Source organism: Phocaeicola faecium (assembly GCF_014837055.1).
GTDB classification, from domain to species: domain Bacteria; phylum Bacteroidota; class Bacteroidia; order Bacteroidales; family Bacteroidaceae; genus Phocaeicola; species Phocaeicola gallinarum.
The window spans coordinates 195,320-218,335 of sequence record NZ_JACSPQ010000002.1; the positions used below are offsets into that span (position 1 = coordinate 195,320).

The 23,016-nt window shown below is 44.1% G+C and carries 16 protein-coding genes; all 16 read left to right on the forward strand.

Annotated elements, in window-relative coordinates; translation table 11 throughout:
* The first annotated feature begins 217 nt into the window (after window positions 1–217).
* Window positions 218–862 carry a DedA family protein gene (locus H9626_RS06380; RefSeq protein ID WP_191709963.1) on the forward strand — a complete coding sequence of 215 codons (645 nt, stop codon included), beginning with the start codon at window positions 218–220 and terminating at the stop codon, window positions 860–862.
* A gap of 23 nt (window positions 863–885) precedes the next feature.
* Window positions 886–1,533, forward strand: a complete 648-nt coding sequence (locus tag H9626_RS06385) for a DUF47 domain-containing protein (RefSeq protein WP_178257038.1) — start codon at window positions 886–888, stop codon at window positions 1,531–1,533.
* Window positions 1,534–1,564: 31 nt separating this feature from the next.
* Window positions 1,565–2,581 (forward strand): inorganic phosphate transporter, encoded by a 1,017-nt coding sequence (locus H9626_RS06390; RefSeq protein WP_191709964.1) that lies wholly within the window; start codon window positions 1,565–1,567, stop codon window positions 2,579–2,581.
* 99 nt (window positions 2,582–2,680) lie between these two features.
* On the forward strand, window positions 2,681–3,370 hold the full coding sequence (tsaB, locus tag H9626_RS06395; RefSeq protein ID WP_191709965.1) for a tRNA (adenosine(37)-N6)-threonylcarbamoyltransferase complex dimerization subunit type 1 TsaB: 690 nt from the start codon (window positions 2,681–2,683) through the stop codon (window positions 3,368–3,370).
* A 253-nt stretch (window positions 3,371–3,623) separates the two neighbouring features.
* Window positions 3,624–4,238 (forward strand): DUF4290 domain-containing protein, encoded by a 615-nt coding sequence (locus tag H9626_RS06400; protein ID WP_178257041.1) that lies wholly within the window; start codon window positions 3,624–3,626, stop codon window positions 4,236–4,238.
* A 13-nt stretch (window positions 4,239–4,251) separates the two neighbouring features.
* Window positions 4,252–5,559 carry a UDP-N-acetylglucosamine 1-carboxyvinyltransferase gene (gene murA, locus H9626_RS06405; protein ID WP_191709966.1) on the forward strand — a complete coding sequence of 436 codons (1,308 nt, stop codon included), beginning with the start codon at window positions 4,252–4,254 and terminating at the stop codon, window positions 5,557–5,559.
* A gap of 9 nt (window positions 5,560–5,568) precedes the next feature.
* Window positions 5,569–6,084 (forward strand): ribosome maturation factor RimM, encoded by a 516-nt coding sequence (rimM, locus tag H9626_RS06410; protein WP_178257043.1) that lies wholly within the window; start codon window positions 5,569–5,571, stop codon window positions 6,082–6,084.
* 5 nt (window positions 6,085–6,089) lie between these two features.
* Complete coding sequence (locus H9626_RS06415) at window positions 6,090–6,950, forward strand: murein hydrolase activator EnvC family protein (RefSeq protein WP_178257044.1); 861 nt, start codon at window positions 6,090–6,092, stop codon at window positions 6,948–6,950.
* A 4-nt stretch (window positions 6,951–6,954) separates the two neighbouring features.
* Window positions 6,955–8,115: a 1-deoxy-D-xylulose-5-phosphate reductoisomerase gene (locus H9626_RS06420; protein WP_178257045.1), complete on the forward strand. Its 1,161-nt coding sequence runs from the start codon at window positions 6,955–6,957 to the stop codon at window positions 8,113–8,115.
* A 34-nt stretch (window positions 8,116–8,149) separates the two neighbouring features.
* Window positions 8,150–9,490 (forward strand): RIP metalloprotease RseP, encoded by a 1,341-nt coding sequence (gene rseP / locus H9626_RS06425; protein ID WP_178257046.1) that lies wholly within the window; start codon window positions 8,150–8,152, stop codon window positions 9,488–9,490.
* Between the two features lie 9 nt (window positions 9,491–9,499).
* On the forward strand, window positions 9,500–12,415 hold the full coding sequence (locus tag H9626_RS06430; RefSeq protein WP_191709967.1) for a helix-turn-helix domain-containing protein: 2,916 nt from the start codon (window positions 9,500–9,502) through the stop codon (window positions 12,413–12,415).
* Between the two features lie 515 nt (window positions 12,416–12,930).
* On the forward strand, window positions 12,931–15,273 hold the full coding sequence (locus tag H9626_RS06435; protein WP_191709968.1) for a GH92 family glycosyl hydrolase: 2,343 nt from the start codon (window positions 12,931–12,933) through the stop codon (window positions 15,271–15,273).
* 4 nt (window positions 15,274–15,277) lie between these two features.
* Entirely contained in the window at window positions 15,278–16,084 is an 807-nt protein-coding gene (locus tag H9626_RS06440; RefSeq protein WP_178257049.1) for a basic secretory protein-like protein, read from the forward strand.
* Window positions 16,085–16,086: 2 nt separating this feature from the next.
* A complete protein-coding gene (locus H9626_RS06445; protein WP_191709969.1) occupies window positions 16,087–18,414 on the forward strand; it encodes a GH92 family glycosyl hydrolase in 2,328 nt (775 codons plus the stop codon).
* Window positions 18,415–18,448: 34 nt separating this feature from the next.
* Window positions 18,449–21,565: a SusC/RagA family TonB-linked outer membrane protein gene (locus tag H9626_RS06450; RefSeq protein ID WP_191709970.1), complete on the forward strand. Its 3,117-nt coding sequence runs from the start codon at window positions 18,449–18,451 to the stop codon at window positions 21,563–21,565.
* 21 nt (window positions 21,566–21,586) lie between these two features.
* The gene (locus H9626_RS06455; RefSeq protein ID WP_191709971.1) at window positions 21,587–22,957 is read left to right on the forward strand and encodes a RagB/SusD family nutrient uptake outer membrane protein; all 1,371 of its coding nucleotides are present in this window, start codon (window positions 21,587–21,589) and stop codon (window positions 22,955–22,957) included.
* The last annotated feature ends 59 nt before the right edge of the window (window positions 22,958–23,016 follow it).

Genomic DNA, 23,016 nt, shown 5'->3' on the forward strand with positions numbered 1-23,016 from the left:
GGCAAGAAGGCATATAAATTTTGTGTTTGATAGCATCGAAATAACAGATTATTTTGATAACTTTGCGCCCGTTATGACACAATGGATGTGCAACATACGATTAAGTCTGTTCATGACATCATGCCGAGGCTTCTTGTCGGAGGATATGAGTATATCTGCCTCGGGAATCTGTACGCTTACTTTTCTTTATCCGGACAACTCTTAATTTGAACTCTATATGGAATTTATCATTGACTTTATTTTGCATATCGACCGGTACATGATTGAAATAGTACAGGATTATCATTTGTGGACGTATGCAATTTTGTTCTTAATCATTTTCTGCGAAACCGGACTGGTTGTCACGCCCTTTCTTCCGGGCGATTCGCTGCTCTTCGTTTCGGGAGCGATTGCCGCTCAGCCCGATGTTCCACTCAGCGTGAATCTTTTAGCTTTGATTTTGTTTGCCGCTGCCGCCCTCGGAGACAGTTGCAACTACGAGATAGGGCGTTTCTTCGGGCACAAGCTGTTCAGGAATCCCCACTCCCGCATATTCAAGCAAGAATATCTGGAGAAAACCCACGACTTTTATCGGAAATACGGAGGAAAGACCATCGTTATCGCCCGTTTTGTTCCCATCGTGCGCACGCTGGCGCCTTTTGTAGCCGGAATGGGGAAAATGCACTATTATTATTTTATTGTATATAACCTGCTCGGCGCGGCAGCTTGGGTTGGCATATTCTGTTATGCCGGTTATTTCTTTGGCGACATTCCCTTTGTGCAAGAAAACTTAAAGCTGGTGCTGGTTGCCATTATTGTGATATCTATACTTCCTGCCGTAATCGAGACATTGCGCGCTAAACTGAAAGCAAATAAGAGATAAACTATAATTAAAAACTACTGCAAATGAAAAATTCATTCTTTAGCCGTTTTGCCCCTAAGGAAACTAAGTTTTTTCCGTTATTGAAACAATTGTCTGAAATCGTGTTGTCAGCTTCTGAGCTGTTAATGGAGAGTTTGAAACACGAATCTCCGGAAGAGAGAAGCGAATACTACAAGAAGATTAAAGACGTGGAACGACAGGGAGACCAGTTGACAAATCGTATTTTTGAAGAACTGGGGAAAACGTTTATCACCCCATTCGACAGAGAAGACATCCACGATTTGGCATCATCGACCGATGATATTATAGACTGTATAAACAGCGCAGCGAAGCGTATCGCCATCTATAATCCCCGTTCTATTTCGGATAGTGGCAAAGAGTTGGCTGTATTGATTCACGAAGGCGCTGTACATATATGTAAAGCGATGGATGAGCTGGAAACATTCTCGAAGAAACCCGCTTCGTTGCGCGAGTGTTGCTTACAGCTCCATCAGATAGAGAATCATGCCGACGATGTTTATGAACTGTTTATCACCCGACTTTTCCGCGAAGAGAAAGATTGCATCGAGATTCTTAAAACAAAAGAAATCATGCAGTGCTTAGAGAAGACAACCGATGCTGCCGAGCATGTAGGAAAAGTGTTGAAGAGCCTGATAGTGAAGTATGCTTAATTAAAACAACAGAAGCGGATAACATAAGTATATGGAACTATTAATAACCATCATCGTTTTAGCACTGATATTCGATTACATTAACGGATTTCATGATGCTGCGAACTCAATAGCGACAATCGTTTCTACTAAAGTCCTTACACCTTTTCAAGCTGTGGTGTGGGCGGCATGTTTTAATTTCGTGGCTTTTTTCATAGCCAAGTATATTATTGGCGATTTCGGTATCGCCAATACCGTATCGAAAACGGTTTTCGAAGATTACATCACCTTACCTATTATCTTGTCAGGAGTAATTGCCGCCATTATCTGGAATTTGTTTACTTGGTGGAAAGGAATTCCTTCTTCTTCGTCTCATACTTTGATTGGCGGATTTGCCGGTGCAGCAATCATGGCACACGGTTTTGAAGCCATACAGCTTAATATCATTCTGAAAATAGCAGCCTTTATTTTTCTTGCACCTTTTATTGGTATGATTGTGGCATTCGGATTTACGCTGATTGTCCTGAATCTGTGTAAGAAATCGCGCCCGCATACAGCCGAAATGTGGTTTAAGAAACTTCAGCTGGTTTCTTCCGCCTTGTTCAGTATCGGTCACGGACTGAATGATTCTCAGAAAGTGATGGGTATCATTGCCGCAGCGATGATAGCAGCCCATTCACAAGGGTTAGGTATGGGAATAAACAGCATAGCCGATTTGCCCGATTGGGTTGCCTTTTCTTGCTTTACAGCTATCTCGCTCGGAACCATGTCGGGAGGATGGAAAATTGTAAAGACGATGGGAAACAAGATTACGCGCGTTACTCCGCTCGAAGGCGTAGTAGCGGAAACAGCCGGTGCTTTTACGTTGTATCTCACTGAGTATTTGAAAATACCCGTCAGTACAACGCATACTATCACGGGCGCCATTATCGGTGTGGGGGCTACCAAACGCTTGTCGGCAGTTCGTTGGGGAGTTACCCGTAGCCTGATGACTGCTTGGGTTTTGACGATACCTGTCAGCGCGTTGCTTGCCGCCGGAATTTATTTGGTTGTGAATCTCTTTTGTTAAGAATATATTTATTAACGGGCTTTAAAAACATCCGAAGAAGAGACGGGAGTGCAAATAAAAATGTATATTTGCAGATTGCTAATAATTTAAGATTGTATTATGTCGTGTATTTTACATATTGAAACATCAACGGATGTATGTTCCGTAGCAGTGAGTCAGGACGGAGCTTCTATTTTTTCGAAAGAAGACTTCAACGGGCCTTCTCATGCTGTAACGTTAGGCGTCTTTGTAGACGAAGCGCTATCGTTTGCCGATAGTCATGCGATTCCGGTCGATGCAGTGGCAGTAAGCTGTGGTCCGGGGTCGTACACCGGACTGCGTATCGGGGTATCGATGGCGAAAGGTATCTGTTACGGACGTAATATTCCGCTTATCGGACTGCCTACACTGGAAGTAATGTGTGTTCCCATCTTGCTTTTTCATGACTTGCCGGAAGATGCATTGCTTTGTCCGATGATAGATGCACGGCGTATGGAAGTCTATGCAGCCGTTTACGACCGCTCTCTGAAAGCACAACGGGCTATTTCGGCTGATATTATCGATGAAAATTCATACGCCGGTTTTTTGGCAGAACATCCTGTTTACTTCTTTGGAAACGGTGCGGAGAAGTGTCGCTCGAAGCTGACGCATCCGAATGCCCATTTTATTGAAAATATAAATCCGCTGGCTAAGTGGATGTTTCCGCTTGCAGAAAAAGAGATGGCACGCGAAAACTTTAAAGATGTGGCATATTTTGAACCGTTCTATCTGAAAGAGTTTGTCACCTCTGTGCCTAAAAAACTTCTTTAAGCGGTTATAGGCGCATTGAAATCCGGTTCTGAAACCTTTAAAAAGATATTGGGATATTTGATGTAAAACATACGCTTGGTTGATGAACTTCGCTGCGTGGTCTTCATGAATTTGTCCCAATGTTTTTTTGATAGGAATAAGATACCTGCCGGAAGTTTTTACATTTAATGTCATACGTCGAACCATGAAGCCGGAAACAGGTGAGAAAACCTTTCATCTCTGTCTGATGGTTTCTATTTAGTTATAAATTAGAATGGAATACAATACGCAGAAACGTAAATTGCCGTTGCCGGAATACGGACGTAGCGTGCAAAACATGGTAGATTATGCGCTGACTATCGAAGACCGTGAAGAACGTCAGCGTTGTGCCAATACAATAATTAATATAATGGGAAATATGTTTCCACTTTTGCGCGATGCTTCTGATTTTAATCGCAAGTTGTGGGACCATCTGGCCATAATGTCCGATTTTAAGTTGGATATCGACTATCCCGTAGAAATAGTGAAAAAGGAAGAGCTGGAAGTTAAGCCTGAGCGAATCCCTTATTTACAGCATAATATTCGTTATCGTCATTACGGGCGGTTTGTTCAGGATTTGATAAAAATAGCATCTGATTTTGAAGAAGGCGACGAGAAAAAGCAACTGGTAAATCTGATAGTCAACCACATGAAAAAAGATTATGTGGCATGGAATAAAGATGGAGTGGAAGATACGAAGATATTGGAAGATCTTTATGAACTGTCGGACGGAAAGATAAAATGTTCTATCGAAGACGTACGCTTTTTCGAGCAACGCACGTTTAATTCGCGTCGTCGTCCGGCAAACAATAATCAGTCGAAGAAAAAATATAATAACCAAAACCAATAAAAACGGACGTATTATGGCTTCGTTTGTAATTGAAGGAGGACATAAGCTACACGGAGAGATTATTCCGCAAGGGGCTAAGAATGAGGTCTTGCAACTGCTTTGCGCCACGTTGCTTACCGAAGAAGAAGTAACCATTAGTAATGTGCCTAACATCTTGGATGTTAACAATCTGATTCAGATGTTGCGCGACATGGGGGTTGAAGTCTCGAAAAAGTCGGGAGATACTTATACGTTTAAAGCAGCAACAATAGATAGGGAATATTTGGAAAGCGAAGAATTCCTTACCCGTTGTTCGAAGTTGCGCGGCTCTGTGATGCTTGTGGGACCGCTGTTAGCCCGTTTCGGCAAGGCTTTGATAGCCAAACCGGGAGGAGATAAAATAGGTCGTCGCCGTTTGGATACGCATTTCTTGGGTATTCAAAAATTAGGCGCTTCTTTTGATTACGATGCTTCGAGAGGCGTTTTTAAAATCTATGCCGATCGATTGAAGGGTACGTTCATGTTGCTTGATGAGGCCTCGATAACCGGAACAGCCAATATCATCATGGCAGCCGTGTTAGCAGAAGGAACTACCACTATTTATAACGCAGCCTGCGAACCCTATATTCAGCAACTTTGCCGGATGCTGAACCGCATGGGAGCCCGTATATCCGGTATCGCTTCAAATCTGTTGACTATTGAGGGGGTTGAATCACTGAAAGGATGCACGCATACTGCTTTGCCCGATATGATTGAAGTGGGGAGCTTTATCGGCATGGCTGCAATGACAGGTAGCGAAATACTCATAAAAAACGTCTCGTATGATAACCTCGGTATCATACCCAACAGTTTCCGCCGTTTAGGTATTCAAATCGAACAGCGGGGGGATGATATCTTGGTTCCGCAACAAGACCATTATCAGATAGAATCATTCATTGACGGTTCTATCATGACTATAGCGGATGCTCCGTGGCCCGGACTTACCCCCGACTTGCTGAGCGTAATGCTTGTTGTGGCTACGCAGGCGAAAGGTAGCGTGTTGATTCATCAAAAGATGTTTGAAAGTCGCTTGTTTTTTGTTGATAAACTGATTGATATGGGGGCACAGATTATTTTGTGCGACCCTCATCGGGCGGTAGTTATCGGTCATGACCGGAACTTCAATTTACGTGGCGGAAACATGTCATCGCCTGATATTCGTGCCGGTATTGCTTTGTTGATTGCTGCCCTGAGCGCTGAAGGAATCAGCCGTATCCATAACATTGAGCAGATAGACCGCGGATATCAAAACATCGAACAACGACTGACGGCGCTTGGCGCACGTATCACCCGTATAGAATAAAGACTCATTATGATAAAGAAAGACGAAGTTTTTAAAATCGGAATTCTCAATAAGCCGCACGGAATCAAGGGTGAACTGTCGTTTACCTTTACTGATGATATATTCGACCGTGTAGACGATTGCGATTATTTGATTTTGCTGTTAGACGGTATTTTGGTTCCTTTCTTTCTCGAGGAATACCGTTTCCGTTCTGACAATATGGCTTTGGTAAAGTTTGAGGGAATTGATTCGGCAGAAGCGGCACGGAGATTCACCAATGTCGAAGTGTATTTTCCTAAGAAATACATGGATGAACAAGACGAAATCACTTCGTGGAACTTCTTTGTCGGCTTTCAGGTAAAAGATGTCCGTCACGGTGATTTAGGGTCTATTGTAGATGTGGATGATGCTACTATAAACGTATTGTTTGTTATTGAGAAAGAAGGCAAAGAACTATTGCTTCCGGCGCATGAAGAATTTATTGTAGGATTGGATAAAAAGAAAAAGATTCTGACCGTAGACATACCTGAAGGGTTATTGGATTGACAGACATGGGGAAAAGAAACCGTAAAGCGTTTTGGCATAACGTTAAGTTTAAATATAAGCTGACGATTATCAATGAAAATACTTTGGAAGAAGTAGTAGGCATCCATGTGTCTAAACTGAACGGGCTTTCGGTTTTGCTTTGCGTATGTACGGCTATTTTTGTGATTGCGGCACTGATAATAACTTTCACTCCGTTGCGCAATTACTTGCCCGGTTATATGAACAGCGAGGTGCGTAAACAGGTTGTATCGAATGCGTTGCGTGCCGATTCACTCCGGTTGGCGTTAGAACGCCAGAACCATTATATCATGAATGTTCAGGATATTATCAGCGGCAGGGTGAAAGCCGATACCGTTCTTTCGATAGACTCTCTTACAAACGTGCGCGCCGAGAATTTGATGGAACGGACTAAGGAAGAAGAAGATTTCCGTAAGCAGTATGAAGAAAAAGAACGTTATAATCTTACTGCGGTAAGAGATGTCAGCGACGCGGCGGGATTGATATTTTACCGTCCTCTTCGGGGAGTGGCAACAACAGCTTTTAATCCTGAAAAGAAACATTTCGGCATCGACTTTACCGCAAGTCCTAATGGGAGTATTCTTTCTGCACTCGATGGTACGGTTATATTGGCAGCTTATACGGCGGAAGCCGGTTATGTGATACAGATACAGCATACACAGAATTTCATTACGGTTTATAAGCACTGTGGTTCGTTGATAAAGCGAGAGGGCGACCGGGTAAAAGGAGGTGAAGTTATCGCTTTAGTGGGGACCAAAGGCGACACAGAGAATGGTAAACCTTATATTCATTTTGAATTGTGGCATAAAGGAAATCCGATTAACCCGGAAAAATATATAGTCTTTTGATAGTATGAAAAAACAAATAGCGATATTAGGTTCAACAGGTTCTATTGGTACACAGGCCTTGCAGGTGGTGGAAGAACATCCCGACTTGTATGAAGTTTACGCACTGACCGCAAATAATAAGGTGGAACTGCTGGCAGAGCAAGCCCGGAAGTTCATGCCCGAAGCCGTAGTTATAGCCAATGAAGATAAATACATTCAGTTAAAAGAGGCGCTGTCTGATTTGCCGATAAAGGTTTATGCCGGGACTGATGCCTTGTGTCAGATTGTAGAGTCGGGGCCTATTCATATTGTGCTTACGGCAATGGTAGGTTATGCCGGACTGCGTCCTACTATAAATGCCATTAAGGCCGGAAAGACCATTGCGTTGGCAAATAAAGAAACACTGGTTGTTGCCGGTGAATTGATTAATGATTTGGCTTCGCAATACCATACACCGATACTTCCTGTCGATTCGGAACACTCGGCTATATTCCAATGTTTGGAGCGTGAGAATCCGGTACATAAGATAATCCTGACGGCATCGGGAGGACCTTTCCGGACACTGACAATGGAACAGCTCCGTTCGGTTACAAAAGAACAAGCCTTGAAACATCCGAATTGGCACATGGGAGCAAAAATCACGATTGATTCGGCTTCGATGATGAACAAAGGATTTGAAGTGATAGAAGCTAAATGGCTATTTGGCGTACGTCCCGACCAAATCGAGGTTGTGGTACATCCTCAGTCGGTCATTCATTCGATGGTAGAATTTGAAGACGGAGCGGTGAAGGCACAGTTGGGAGTACCCGATATGCGTTTGCCTATCCAGTACGCTTTTTCTTATCCTCGGCGCGAACATTTGTCGGGCGAACGGCTGGATTTTGCCAAATATAGTACGCTGACATTCGAAGCCCCCGATACTACGCGCTTCCGTAATCTGGCTTTGGCATACGAAGCTTTACATCAGGGTGGAAATATGCCTTGCATTGTCAATGCGGCAAACGAAGTAGTCGTTTCGGCTTTCTTGAAAGACCAGCTATCTTTCCTGAAGATGAGCGAAGTGATAGAAAAAGCCATGTCGATGGTTCCTTTTATCAAAGTTCCCACGTATAACGATTATGTGGAAACCGATGCGGAAACACGGCGTATTGCAGCCGAATTAGTGATTAACGGGATGAATAAGTAATAGTAACAAAACAGATAATAAAGAATAACGTAGAATGGAAACATTTTTAATTCGTGCCCTTCAGTTAATACTCAGCTTATCGTTGTTGGTAATTGTCCATGAGGGAGGACACTTTTTCTTTGCGCGTCTCTTCAAGATTCGTGTGGAGAAGTTTTATATTTTTTTCGATCCGTGGTTTTCATTATTTAAGTTTAAGCCCAAAAACAGCGACACAGAATACGGTATAGGTTGGCTTCCGTTAGGAGGATATTGTAAAATCTCCGGAATGATTGACGAATCAATGGATACGGAACAGATGAAAAAGCCGGCCCAGCCGTGGGAGTTCCGTTCAAAACCGGCGTGGCAGCGTCTGCTGGTCATGATTGGAGGTGTAATGATGAACTTCATATTGGCATTGATTATTTATTCCATGATTTTGTTTACGTGGGGCGACCAGTATATTGCTTTGAAAGATATGACCCACGGCATGAAATTCAATGAAACCGCTCAAAATATCGGTTTCCGTGATGGCGATATCTTGAAATCGGCAGACGGTAAAGAACTTGAACGGTTCGATATGGATATGGTTCGCAGCATCGTTGAGGCTCGCGAAGTTACCGTATTGCGTGAGGGAGAAGAGAAAAAAATTCTCATGCCTGAACTCAGTTTGTTAGATGTGGCAAAAGAAGACCCTATGTTTGTTGACGTATTTTATCCTAACGTAGTCGATTCGGTTATAGCCGGGGGAGGTTTTGCTAAAGCAGGCATACAGTCGGGCGATTCTTTGCTGGCTGTAAACGAAACGTCCATTCATTCATGGAATGAGTTTCAAGACGAGATGGGCAAATTGCAGACACAGGCAGAATTAGAAAAGAAAGAAACAGCCTCATTTTCGTTAGTTTATTCGCGTAATGGGATGCGCGATACCGTGGAGGTGCAGACCAACAAGCAGTTTAAAGTAGAAGCTACGGGCGGATTGCTCGATTATAAGCCTACCGTCTTAAATTATGGTTTCTTCGAATCCTTCCCGGCCGGAATTACTTTGGGTGTCAATACGCTGAACGGATACGTAAGCGACATGAAGTATGTCTTTACGAAAGAAGGAGCGAAAAGCGTGGGAGGTTTCGGAACGATAGGAAGCATCTTCCCGAAAGTATGGGATTGGGAACGGTTCTGGTCTATGACGGCATTCCTTTCTATCATATTGGCATTCATGAATATCCTGCCCATTCCGGCTTTAGACGGCGGACATGTGCTTTTCTTGCTTTATGAGATTATCGCCCGTCGGAAACCAAGCGATAAATTCTTGGAATATGCGCAAATGGTGGGAATGTTCCTGCTTTTTGGGCTTCTTATCTGGGCAAACTTTAATGATGTGCTGAGGTTTTTGTTTTAATCTGATTGAATGAGAAGTATAAGTACACGCAGGCTGTGTTTCATCCTTATGGGAATTTGTTTCCGGATGGCTCTTTTTGCCTCCGGTACTTATACTTCTTTTACCATTAACCATTTACAGGGACTGTCGAACAGCGCGGTTTTAGACGTGTTTAAAGACAGTCTGGGACTGATGTGGCTGGGTACGTACGACGGCCTGAACTGTTACGACAGCAGAGAAATCACCGTCTACCGTACCGACTTCTCTAAAGAGAGAACGCTGGATAACAACATCATCTCCCGTATCCAAGATGCCGGAAACCGTAATATCTGGGTACAGAGTTTTTCGGGCATCAACTTGTTTTCCACCGATTCATTGTCAGTCATCGACAATTATCACTTTTCGGATGAGGAAACGCTGATTCACTCCAATAGGCAAGGAAACAGTTGGGTATTGGGCAATAAGCATTTATATTATTATAATACCTACCACAAGCGGTTCATCAAAATCCTTGAGTTGAATTTCCGGACGGGCAATTTGCGAAACAGTGCCTTTGTCGATTCAAAAGGAGTGCTGCATGTCATTCCCGACCGGGGAACACAGATGTTTCATTTTGCCCTGAACTCGTTTTCAAATGATTCTGCTCAAACCAAGCTCCAAGTATCTTCTTCGTCTTTACATGCCGTACCCATCGTAAAGACCTATTCACAGAATGGGATAATTTGTTTTATAGATTCCACAGACGATTTGTATTTTTACGATGTCGCCCATAAATCGAAAGTTTATATCCGTAATGTGCGCAGCTTGGTTGAAAAGTATGGTTCGTTTGTTAATATCCTGTCCTTTCATGACGATATCCTCATTATGCTTCATACCGGCGGATTGTTGCGCTTAACCGCTTCTAATCAATATTCCGAAGAGAGGTTCAGAGAAGATTTGCGTATCTTTTCTGTATACGTTGATTCTTCTCAGGGAATTTTATGGTTGGGTACAGACGGGGCGGGTGCTGTGAAGCTGGCGCAAAAGAATACGTTGGTCACGAATTTGATTTTAGAGAAACTGTCGCCGACTATAAACGGACAGGTTAGAGGGATTATGACCGACAAGGAAGGAACGCTTTGGATAGGAACTAAAGGAGACGGCTTGTTGCGTATACCTCATTATCAGGATGATACGAATTTTGAAGGAGACGTTTATTCGCCCAAAGGGAAATACTCTTTTTCTGCTTATGCGCGTAAGGCAGATTTTTATCCGGTGTTTTCGCTGAAAAAGAAGCGCAGAAGTGATGATTTTTGGGTAGGTATGGCCGATTCGGTACTCTATTACTATTCGTATGAACACGATAAGCTGTTGCCCGTAAGAGGTTCGATGGGAAATCGTGTTGCCGAAATCCACGGGGTTTACGAGGAAAACGACTCTATACTTTGGCTTGCCACGTTGGGGAGCGGAATAATCAAAGTTTCGCTGGACGGGAAAAGCGGGTATTCCCGTGCTAAAAAGACCGAACCTGTGCGCTGCTTTTCCGGTCAGGAAGAAGTGCTGGAATTTTCTTCCGTACTGGTGCAGGGCGATTCCGTTTTATGGTTCGGAAGCCGGGGAAAAGGATTGGTAAAATATGCTTTGAGGCAAGAAAAGTTTCAGGTTTACTCACTTTGCGACATGTTAGGCAAGGCAGTCGACGACATTCTGTGCCTGTGTGCTTACGATGCCGACCGTTTTTTTGTGGGGACTACCGCGGGATTGGTATCGGTTTCAGTGAAAGACTCTTGCGTACAGCCCGTTTACATCGGGCGTGAACAAGGTTTGTTCAACGAAATGATTCACGGTATCGTAAAAGACGGTACAGGGATGTTATGGTTGGGTACGAACCGAGGAATGATTAAATACGACCCCGTAAGCGGAGGTTCTTATACGTATTATTATAGCAAAGGCATTGAAATCGGTGAGTTTAGCGATGACAGTTACTATCGTTGTCCCTATACGGGAAATATCTTTTTGGGAGGGGTAAACGGGCTGTTGTGGTTAGACAGCTCGCGCTCTTCGGCGTTGGAATATTATCCGCCGTTGGTATTGCGCCGGTTGGTGGTCGACCGTAAAGAGGCTTCTTTAGACGATTTTTATTCGCCCGACCGTAAGGCAATCGTCTTGTCGGAAGGGCAAAATACATTCTCTTTACAGTTTGTGGCGTTGGATTACCTGAACCCCGACATTGAGTATGCCTATATACTTGAAGGTTACAGTGACAAATGGAGCTTTTTCTCGAAAGAAAACGAGGCCGTATTCCACCGCGTTCCGCCGGGTGAGTACCTGTTCCGCGTGCGTTATAAAAAAGACGTGCTCGATACGGTTTACGAAGAATATTCCGTGGCAGTGAAAATCGTTCCCTATTGGTACCATTCTCAGATAACCTATACCATACTGGTGGTAATTGTCGTGTTGCTGCTGACGCTTTGGATGTATCGGCTTCACCGGAAAGGCTTTTTCGACCGTCTGGCATTGGCATGGGCAGCCTCGCGCGAGGAACTTCAGGCAAAACGTCAGGCGGAAGCCGGATTGGTTGAGTCGGCTTTGGGAAAATGGGCAGCCGATTTCCCGAATTGCCGTCAGCCCGAACAGATACGTTTCGTAGAACGCTTCATCGAAACATTAGACGAGAACATCAGCCGTGAAGACTTAGGTTCTACCTTCATGGCAGAAAAGATGAACATGAGCACCCGCCAGTTTTACCGGAAAGTAAAAGAGCTGTCCGGACTTCCTCCCAGCGATTTCATCAAGAAATACCGTTTGGAACGCGCCTCCCAACTGCTGTTAGAAACCGACCTTACTATCCAAGAAGTAATAGAAAGCATCGGCATCTCCAGCCGCCCTTATTTCTACAAAGAGTTTTCCCGCCGTTACGGAACCACTCCGAAACTCTATCGTGAGCAATATAAGAACGCCCGTTGATTCCCATTTCATAAAGAGAAATTTTCTGTCGGCATACCCCTCCAAAACGCTACCGTTAGCGTTGGTCATTCCATGCGGTAGCGTTGCCCTGTTCTTCCCATAGTGTTGCCCGGTTCTATGGGTAGAAATTTTTAGCCGTTTACTAATGTAGGGGCGTATTGCATACGCCCGAAAACATCCATATAAACAACCCTGCGGCATTCTGGGCGTATGCGATTACGTCACTGCAAGCTATTGGATGTATGTCTCTTTTTATTCTCTTATTGTTTTTCAATGTTCTTTATTTGCATAAACCTGAATTTTCTATTGTTCTCTAATTTGTATATTGTATTTGTAAATAGTTGAAATACAATGTATAATAATGTTCTGTATTCGTGTACTGGATTCTTTTGTCAGACTTTTTATGAGAGCATTGGAATAATGTCTTTTTTGAGGAAACTTATAGAAGCAGAGCTTTCTAATTTTGTGAAAGTGAAAATGAAAACAACCTTTTAAAAAACCTTATTGTTTATAATATGCTACGGAAACTTGTATATTGTTTGGCTGCCGGTATCGTTGCTCTTCCGGTTTTAGCGCAATCGGAGCGTGTGTCTGATTATGTCAATCCCATTATCGGTACGAATGGAATGGGGCATACATTTCCCGGTGCTTGTGTTCCGTTCGGATTGGTGCAGTTGAGTCCGGACACGGATACGATTCCCCATAATGTGAACGGAGAATACCAGAAAGATGCTTATAAATATTGTGCCGGTTATCAGTATTCCGACCCTACGATTGTGGGCTTCAGTCATACCCACCTGAGCGGTACAGGACATTCCGATTTGGGAGACATTCTTATCATGCCTGCCACGGGTGAACTGAAACTGAATCCCGGACGGGCTTCTCATCCCGAAGAAGGTTACCGTTCACGTTACAGCCATGCTACCGAGCGTGTGTCGGCGGGATATTACGAAGTCAAGTTGGATGATTACGGGGTAAAAGCCCAGCTTACCGCCACTCCCCGCGTAGGTGTACATAAATATACGTTCCCCGCAGCTACCGACGGGCATCTTGTTCTGGATTTGACTCATGGCATTTATAATTACGACGGAAAAGTGCTCTGGGCAAACCTGCGGGTAGAAAACGATACCTTGCTTACGGGATACCGCATAACCAACGGGTGGGCACGTACCAACTATACGTATTTTGCCATCTCTTTTTCTCAGCCGATAAAAGAATACGGCTATGTGGATAAAAAGAAACCGATGTACACCGGTTTTTGGCGACGCTTCAATATGGAGAAAAACTTCCCTGAAATGACGGGACGCTCTATCGTATCTTATTTTAATTTCGATACTTCGGCTTCACCTGAGTTGGTTGTCAAAGTCGCTCTTTCTGCCGTCAGTACGGAGGGCGCTCTGAAGAATCTGGCAGCCGAAGCAGGCGGAAAAACGTTTGAGCAGATAGCAGCTTCGGCAGCCGATAGCTGGAACGGTGCGCTCAGCCTGTTTGAAGTAGAGGGTACTGAGGACGAGAAAGCCATGTTCTACACCTCGCTGTATCATACGATGATTAATCCTTCCGTTTATATGGATGTGGACGGTGCTTACCGCGGATTGGATCATAACATCCATCAGGCAAAAGACTTTACGAATTACACCGTATTCTCATTGTGGGACACGTATCGTGCCGAACATCCTTTCCTGAATCTGATAGCTCCGGACAAGGGTGCAGACATGGTAGAATCGATGGTTTGCCATCAGCAGCAAAGTGTTCACGGGATGCTTCCGGTATGGAGCCTGATGGGAAACGAAAACTGGTGTATGAGCGGTTATCACGGTACATCGGCGGTGGCGGACGCTATTATAAAGAATGTATATACTCGCGATACCAAAGGGGCTTTAAAAGCAATGGTTGAGACTTCGAATGTAGATTATTACGACCATTTGGGCGATTACAAGCGGCTGGGATATATTCCGTTTGAAAAGAGCAGTACGGCTGTTTCGTCTACGTTGGAGTTTGCATACGATGATTGGACGGTTTACCAAACCGCACTGCGTCTTGGGGACAAAGAAACTGCCGACCGCTACTATAAACGCGCGCTGAATTACCGCACGGTGTTCGATGCGGAAACCGGTTTTGCCCGTCCCCGTTACGCTGACGGCAGTTTTAAGAAAGATTTCGACCCGCTGCAAACGCACGGCGAGGGTTTTATAGAAGGTAATTCGTGGAATTTCTCTTTCCACGTTCCCCACGATGTGTACGGAATGATAGACCTGATGGGCGGTGAAAAGACATTTGTGAAGCGACTGGACGATTTGTTTGAAATGCATCTCGACAAGATGTATTACGAAAAGAATGAAGACATTACGGAAGAAGGCTTGATAGGAGGCTACGTTCACGGTAACGAACCGAGCCATCACATCCCTTATCTGTACGCATGGACTTCGGAACCGTGGAAAACGCAATTCTGGACACGCGAAATAATCGACCGCATGTATCGCAATGACATCAACGGACTGAGCGGGAACGATGACTGCGGACAGATGTCGGCTTGGTACATGTTTACGGTAATGGGCTTTTATCCCGTTTGTCCGGGAACCGACCAATATGTATTGGGTGCTCCTTATTTCCCGTATCTGAAGCTGAAATTGCCCAACGGAAATACGCTGGAGATAAAAGCGCCGGGCGTGAGCGACAGCAAACGTTACGTGAAGTCATTGCGGATCAACGGCAAGCGGTACGACAAGTTGTACGTAACTCATGCCGATTTGTTGAAAGGCGGAGTTTGGGAGTACGAGATGAGCAGCCGTCCCGACAAGAAGCGCGGACAGCAACCGGAAGAGAAACCTTATTCATTAACCAATGGAATTAAATAAGAAGATGAAGACACATTATTTTATTGCAGGAATGGTATTGGGGCTGATAGGCATGTCGGCATGTGGAAACCAGAAACAAACACAAGAAACCCCGGTTGAGGCGGTTGCTACGTGGGATAACTACCCCGTAGGACACATTGTATTCGATGATCAAGCTCCTCAAACTGAAGGGTCGAAAATCTATCACCGTATCGTAACCGACCCTCAAAGCTATATAGCCGAACAAGCCCGTGCGGTATTGGCTACCTTATACGACTCTCCGAATGACAGCATCGTACCCGTGGATACGATTCATTATTCATTGGAAGATATCGACGGAATCTCTGCCAAAGACGGAGGAAACGGGGTGGTGAGCATTTTTTACAGTACCCGCCACATTGAAAAATCGTTTGCGCAAAACGATACGGCTAAGCTGTTTTTTGAGACTCGCGGCGTGTTGCTCCATGAGTTGACACACGCCTACCAGTTGGAGCCGCAAGGTATCGGCAATTATGGAAACAGCCGTGTGTTTTGGGCGTTCATCGAAGGTATGGCAGACGCAGTGCGTGTGGCGAACGGTGGATTTACGGCGGATGCCCGTCCGAAAGGCGGAAACTACATGGACGGTTATCGCACGGCAGGTTACTTCTTTGTCTGGCTGCGCGACAACAAAGACAAGGAATTTCTCCGCAAATTCAACCGGAGCACTTTAGAGGTAGTGCCGTGGTCATTTAACGGCGGAATCAAATACGCATTGGGCGACCAATACGACATCGACGAGTTATGGCATGAATACCAAGTAGCCGTAGGCGACATCCAAGAAACCAAGTAACCATGAAACTGAGTAAGAGAATAAAAATAGGTGTGGGATTGCTTTTGTTTCCCTGCCTGCTCAACGCTGAAAACCTGACACAATACGTCAGGCCATTGGTGGGGACAGACGGATACGGCAATGTATATCCCGGTGCGCAGATTCCTTTCGGGGGAATCCAAATCAGTCCGGATACCGATTCGAAATTTTATGATGCGGCTGCCGGTTATAAGTATAACCATACTTCCATATTGGGTTTCAGCCTGACTCACTTGAGCGGGACAGGTATTCCGGATTTGGGAGACTTTCTTTTCATCCCCGGAACGGGTGAAATGAAACTTGACCCCGGCACACGCGAGCATCCCGACGACGGTTACCGTTCGCGCTACTCGCATGACAGAGAATGGGCATCGCCTAACTATTATGCGGTAGAATTGGATGATTATGGAGTAAAAGCCGAGATGACCGCCGGGTTGCGTAGCGGCATGTTCCGTTTCACTTATCCCAAGTCGGAACAATCGTTTATCATGATTGACATGAATCATACCCTGTGGCAGAGTTGCGAATGGGCGAACCTGCGGATGGAGAATGATTCAACAATAACCGGCTATAAACTGGTAAAAGGATGGGGACCCGAACGCCATGTTTATTTTACCGCCGTATTTTCGAAAAAGTTGAAGAACCTGCGCTTCATGCAAGACAAGAAGCCGGTGATTTATAATACTTCCCGCTTTCGGAGCAGTTACGAGGCTTGGGGGAAGAACCTGATGGCATGTATCTCTTTTGATACCCAAGAAGGCGAGACCGTGACGGTGAAAACAGCTGTCTCGGCAGTCAGCACCGCCGGAGCACGCGGAAACCTGCGCGAACTGGACGGCATGACCTTTGATGCTTTGAAAGCAAAAGGCGTGGCCCTTTGGGAAGAAGAGTTAGGAAAATATCAGCTGACAGGCGACCGCAAGACGAAAGAAACTTTTTATACATCGGCTTATCACGCCGCTCTTCATCCGTTTGTCTTTCAAGATTCAGACGGGCAATTCCGCGGGCTGGATAAGAATATCGAGAAAGCAGAAGGCTTTACAAACTATACCACCCTGTCGTTGTGGGACACGTATCGCGCCTTGCATCCGTGGTTTAACTTGGTGCATCAGGATGTAAATGCGGATATTGCCAACTCCATGCTGGCACATTATGACAAGAGTGTGGAACGGATGCTTCCGATTTGGTCGTTCTACGGAAACGAAACATGGTGTATGATAGGTTATCACGCCGTGTCGGTATTGGCAGATATGATAGTAAAAGGAGTGAAAGGCTTTGATTACGAACGGGCTTACGAAGCAATGAAAACCACGGCAATGAACGAACATTTCGATTGTCTGCCTGAATACCGTGCAAACGGTTACGTACCTTTCGATAAAGAAGCCGAATCTGTCTCTAAGACTTTGGAATATGCTTACGATGATTATTGCATCGCACAAGCGGCAAAAGCGTTGGGAAAAACGGACGATTACCACTACTTCCTGAACCGTTCGCTTTCATACCAGACGTTGATTGACCCGGAAACAAAGTACATGCGGGGTAGGGATACGCAAGGTAACTGGCGTACGCCCTTCAGTCCGATAGCTTATCAGGGACCGGGCTCGGTAAACGGATGGGGCGACATAACCGAAGGTTTTACGATGCAGTATACATGGTACGTGCCTCACGATGTACAGGGATACATCAATCTGGCTGGGAAGAAGCTCTTTCAGAAACGGTTGGATGAACTCTTTACGGTAGAATTACCCGATGACATCCCCGGTGCTCACGATATTCAAGGACGTATTGGAGGTTACTGGCACGGCAACGAGCCCTGTCACCACATAGCCTACCTCTATAACTATTTAGGACAGCCGTGGAAATGCCAGAAGTGGATACGCGAAATCGCATCCCGTTTTTACGGAAACGAACCGGGGTCTTTGAGCGGAAACGACGACTGTGGACAGATGTCGGCATGGTATATGTTCAACTGTCTTGGTTTTTATCCGGTAGCCCCCTCTTCGAATGTGTATAACATCGGTTCGCCGTGTGCCGCAGGTTTGACCTTAACCCTAAGTAACGGTAAGCAAATCAGGATGACCACCGAAAACTGGTCGGCAACCAACGTTTATGTCAAAGAATTGTTGGTAAACGGAAAGAAATACAGCAAATCTTATCTGACGTACGATGACATAAAAAACGGGGTTGAATTACATTTCGTAATGAGCGAAAAGCCCAATTACAAACGTGGCATTTCGAAAGAAGATATTCCTCAGTCTATTTCTTTGCCGGGAAAAACAGCTTTATATAAGAAACAGAGTGTTAATCGTTAACCCTTTAGTTATTAACCTTTAATGTAATAAAAATATGAAAACAAAACTCTTGGTGCATTCCATGAAGGGGATGCACTACAAATCCTTAGCGGCTATGTTGGTTTGTGGCAGTTTAGGAACATCTTTTGCTGCCGGATGGAGTTCTCCTGCTGAAATGTCTTTACCGGCAACAAAAATTGTGCAGCAGGCTCGTACTGTAACAGGTGTGGTACTGGATAAGGAAAACGTTCCGATTATTGGAGCTACGGTTGTTGTGGAAGGTACATCAACAGGAGTGATAACTGATTTGGATGGAAAGTATTCGATAGATGTACCGGCAGGTAAGCATAAATTGCAAGTTTCTTATATCGGCTATTCAACTGTAAGTGTAGACGTCAGTTCTCGCTCAACGGTCAATGTTACGCTGTTTGAAGAAGCTATTAATATGCAAGAAGTTGTTGTGGTTGGTTATAATACGGTAAAAAGAAGTCAGCTGACCGGTGCGGTAGATATGGTAAAAAGTGAAAAAATAGCCGATCAAACTTCTGCAACATTGGAAGACCGTTTGCAGGGAAAAGTTGCCGGCTTGATGATTTCTACCGGATCTGGACAGCCGGGAACAGCCGATGTTAAGATTCGTATTCGTGGTACAGGTTCAATCAATGGCTCCAATACACCTCTTTATATTTTAGACGGAGTGATGATTGAAGCGGCTCAGTTTGCTTCGTTGAATGCTGATGATATCGCTGATATTCAAGTGCTGAAAGATGCTTCGGCGACGGCCATTTACGGTTCGCGCGGCTCTAATGGTGTGATTGTGATAACCAGTAAAAGAGGAAAGGAAGGACGTACACAAGTAAACTATAATCTGAAATTAGGGACTTCTATCATGCGCGGGTTAAAGAATCGGATGATGACAGGGGCTGAAAATATATTGTATCAAACTTATTGCGCAGAACAGAATCCGGACTCCAATCAATATCCGTTAATGCATTTGCTTAGTCTTGAAATGAAAGAACAGCAAGGTACGATTACCGCAAGTGAGTTGGCAGAATTGGATGCCGGACGTGACCGTTTGGCTACGGCTCGTGCTACGGATACTGATTATTTGGACCTGATGACACAAAACGGTTTCTCTATGGAACATAATGTGTCGGTTAACGGAGGTAATGAAAAAACTAAATTTTATGTATCCGGTTCTTTCTTGAAGCAAGATGGTATCTTAAAAGAATCGGGTCTGACCCGTTATTCCGGACGTTTTAATTTAGACCATAAGATTAGTCGGGTTTTCGATTTCGGTGTAAGTGCCAACATCGGTTATTCAGATACCAAGTTATCCGACCCTGATTATGATGAAAGTGGTAATAGACAGAGCTGGATGAATCCGTGGTTTACTACCTATCTGGCTTATCCGTATGAAGATCCCGATAATTGGTTTAATGGGGATAATCCGACGCTGATAACTAAGTATTATCACCGTAAAAAAGGTTTGTTGCGTTTGGTTGGTTCTGCTTATCTGAATATTCATATAACGGATTGGTTACGGTTTAAAACTAATTTCGGTATGGATTACTATGGACGGAAAACAACAAGTACATTAGACCGTGAGCACCCGAAGGCTGTTTCTAATCACGGATATATGTCACAAGCTACTTCAGATATGCGCCGCTATACTTGGACTAATACCTTGAATTTTGTACAGACATTTAACGATATTCACTCTTTGTCTGGTGTCGCAGGATTCGAATTATATGATGGTGTGTATTCTGCTTTTAATCAAACAGGATATGATTTAGACCCATTTATGATGGATTCGCCGGCTGGTATTGGAGATAAGACTGGAGCATCGGATAATCCGCCTACTATCGGAGGAAGTAAAACGCATAGTAACTTGATGTCATTCTTCACTCAATGGAATTATACTTTGAAAGACCGATATAATTTCTCTGCAAGTGTGCGTTACGATGAGTCTTCTAAATTTATAGGAAGCAATAAAGGTGCAGCATTCTGGTCTGTCGGAGCTGCTTGGGATATCAGTAAAGAAGATTTCATGAGCCGTTTTGAGAAAATCAATCAGTTGAAAGTGCGTGCCAGTTATGGTACAACCGGTAATCAGGATGGTATCAGTGATTTCGGGACATTTAACGGATATTCTAAAACTTCGTATAATGGAATTTCGGGATATTATCACAGCGTTTTGGGTAATGCCGACTTGAAATGGGAAACCTCTGAGCAATTTGATCTGGGAGCCGATTTACGCATGTTTGATAGCCGTTTGAATGTTTCGGCAGATTTCTATATAAAGAATACAAGAGATTTGTTGATGGATAAGAAAATTTCGCAGACATCCGGTTTTAGTGAAATAAAAACAAATGCCGGTTCTATTCGCAATACAGGTATTGAATTGTCAATAAGCGGAACACCTATCCGTACGGCAGACTTTGAATGGAATATCGGAGCTAATATTACGTATAATAAGAATCAGATTACCGACTTGGGTACATGGGCTAATGAAGATAACAAATTTGTGAATGGAGATTATTTGTATGAAGTTGGCAAACCTTTGGGTACATGGTACATGGTAGAATGGGCAGGAGTAAATCCGGAAACGGGTGAAGTATGGTTCTATGATCAAAAAGGCGGAAAAACCGAAGATATTTCACAAGCACCCTTTGTTGATAAGTTTAAATCATCAGAAGTTCCTGTATTCGGCGGTTTTGATACCAATCTTACCTATAAAGGTATTTCGCTTTCGGCAAGTTTCACTTATGCCTTGAACTACTATATTATGAATGCTACCCGCTGGTATGTGGATAATCATAATTTCAATGGTAATAAGCCTGCATACATGCTGAATATGTGGCGCAAACCGGGTGATATAACTACAGTACCCCGGTTCGACACCCAGAACAATCCGAGTCCGTGGGCTTCTCAGTTCTTGGAAGATGCCTCATTCTTGCGCTTGAAAACATTACGTTTGTCATGGACACCTTCGCATAAACTGTTAGAGAAGCAGAAATTATTCCAGTCTATTAGCTTGTTCTGTCAGGGAGAAAACTTGTTTACTGTGACCGGATATTCGGGAATGGACCCTGAAGTTAGCGGTGATACAGATTATATGTCTTATCCTACTCCGATATCTGTAACTTTTGGAGTAAACATTAATTTCTAAACTTGTTAAAATACGATTATTATGAAAGCATTATATAAAAGTCTTGTTATTGCAGGCATGATGGCAGGGGTTTCATCTTGTAATTATACGGATTTGACTCCCACAGATCAGATTGACGATGGCGCAATTTACAGTTCGGTTTCTTCTTTGGAACAAACTGTAACAGGAGCGTATGGACAGATGTCAATGAAACAGATTGTCCGTGTAACAGCTGTTTTGTCGGATGATGTCATTAAAGGCGGACAGAATGGTGGTGCAGGAGATGATACATATCAATGGACTTATACGGCTTCTACGGGTGAGCATAATGATATTTGGTCGAAAGAGTATAGTGTTATAAACCTTGTAAACCGCATTTTGCAAGGTGCAGAAAATGTACCGGCCGAGACTGACGAAGAAATAGCCTCTAAGAACAACAGCATAGCTACGGCTAAGGTGTTGAGGGCTTATAACAGTTTGCAGTTGTTGCTGTTTTTCTCTGATATCGAAAATGGCAGTTCTTATGGTATTCCGTATGTGAAAACACCTGTTGTGTTAGAAACTCCGGGACGTAACACGGTAGATGAATGTTTTGAGTATATGATTCAAGACTTGACAGAGGCTCGACCGTTATTAGAACAGGTTGCTCCTGATGACCCGTCGTACGTGTCACAAGCGGCTGTCGATGCTTTACTGGCTCGAATTTATTTGTATAAAAAAGATTACCAGCAAGCGTATAAATATGCCGATGATGCGTTAAAACAAAAACCTTTGGCAACGATGAATGAATATGCTGCTATTTGGAGTGACGACAGTGATGTGGATGTAATCTGGAAGTTAAAACGAATGGTGGGCGAAGAAACCATCGGTACGATTTTCTGGAGTGCAGATAACAGTAGTGCGTTCGAACCTTCACCGGAACTGATAGCCGATTACACTCCGGAAGATATCCGTTTGGGCATTTTTATTGGCGACGGGGTAGATCGTGACGGAGTTCCTGTCAAGCGTGTAAATAAATATAAAGGAACTGAATCGAACGTAGGGCTGGCAGACGAAAAGATACTTCGTTCTTCTGAAATGCAGTTGATTAAAGCGGAAGCCATTGCACATACAGATTTGAGCGAAGCGAATACTTTGTTAAACGAGTTGCGTAAAGAGCGTATCGAGGGTTGGACAGACGCTAACTACGGTACACTTGATGAGTTTATGGAAGAATTGCTGTTAGAGCGTCGCCGGGAATTATGTTATGAAGGACACCGTTTCTTTGATATGCGTCGTTTCGGCAAATCGCTGTATAAACCGGTTATCAAGAAAACTCTTGATGTAGGCAACTTCCGTTGGCTGATGCCTATTCCGTTGTCTGAATTGCAGGGTAATGCAGTAATAGCCGATCAGCAGAATCCGGGGTATTAATTAAGTAGGTGGTTTTTATTGTTCGGGCGGTCTGTATATCAGGTCGCCCGATTTTTTTT

Coding starts and splice junctions, on each gene's coding strand:
- H9626_RS06380 (WP_191709963.1), top strand. CDS start 218: ATGGAATTTATCATTGACTTTATTTTGCATATCGACCGGTACATGATT.
- H9626_RS06385 (WP_178257038.1), top strand. CDS start 886: ATGAAAAATTCATTCTTTAGCCGTTTTGCCCCTAAGGAAACTAAGTTT.
- H9626_RS06390 (WP_191709964.1), top strand. CDS start 1,565: ATGGAACTATTAATAACCATCATCGTTTTAGCACTGATATTCGATTAC.
- tsaB (WP_191709965.1), top strand. CDS start 2,681: ATGTCGTGTATTTTACATATTGAAACATCAACGGATGTATGTTCCGTA.
- H9626_RS06400 (WP_178257041.1), top strand. CDS start 3,624: ATGGAATACAATACGCAGAAACGTAAATTGCCGTTGCCGGAATACGGA.
- murA (WP_191709966.1), top strand. CDS start 4,252: ATGGCTTCGTTTGTAATTGAAGGAGGACATAAGCTACACGGAGAGATT.
- rimM (WP_178257043.1), top strand. CDS start 5,569: ATGATAAAGAAAGACGAAGTTTTTAAAATCGGAATTCTCAATAAGCCG.
- H9626_RS06415 (WP_178257044.1), top strand. CDS start 6,090: ATGGGGAAAAGAAACCGTAAAGCGTTTTGGCATAACGTTAAGTTTAAA.
- H9626_RS06420 (WP_178257045.1), top strand. CDS start 6,955: ATGAAAAAACAAATAGCGATATTAGGTTCAACAGGTTCTATTGGTACA.
- rseP (WP_178257046.1), top strand. CDS start 8,150: ATGGAAACATTTTTAATTCGTGCCCTTCAGTTAATACTCAGCTTATCG.
- H9626_RS06430 (WP_191709967.1), top strand. CDS start 9,500: ATGAGAAGTATAAGTACACGCAGGCTGTGTTTCATCCTTATGGGAATT.
- H9626_RS06435 (WP_191709968.1), top strand. CDS start 12,931: ATGCTACGGAAACTTGTATATTGTTTGGCTGCCGGTATCGTTGCTCTT.
- H9626_RS06440 (WP_178257049.1), top strand. CDS start 15,278: ATGAAGACACATTATTTTATTGCAGGAATGGTATTGGGGCTGATAGGC.
- H9626_RS06445 (WP_191709969.1), top strand. CDS start 16,087: ATGAAACTGAGTAAGAGAATAAAAATAGGTGTGGGATTGCTTTTGTTT.
- H9626_RS06450 (WP_191709970.1), top strand. CDS start 18,449: ATGAAAACAAAACTCTTGGTGCATTCCATGAAGGGGATGCACTACAAA.
- H9626_RS06455 (WP_191709971.1), top strand. CDS start 21,587: ATGAAAGCATTATATAAAAGTCTTGTTATTGCAGGCATGATGGCAGGG.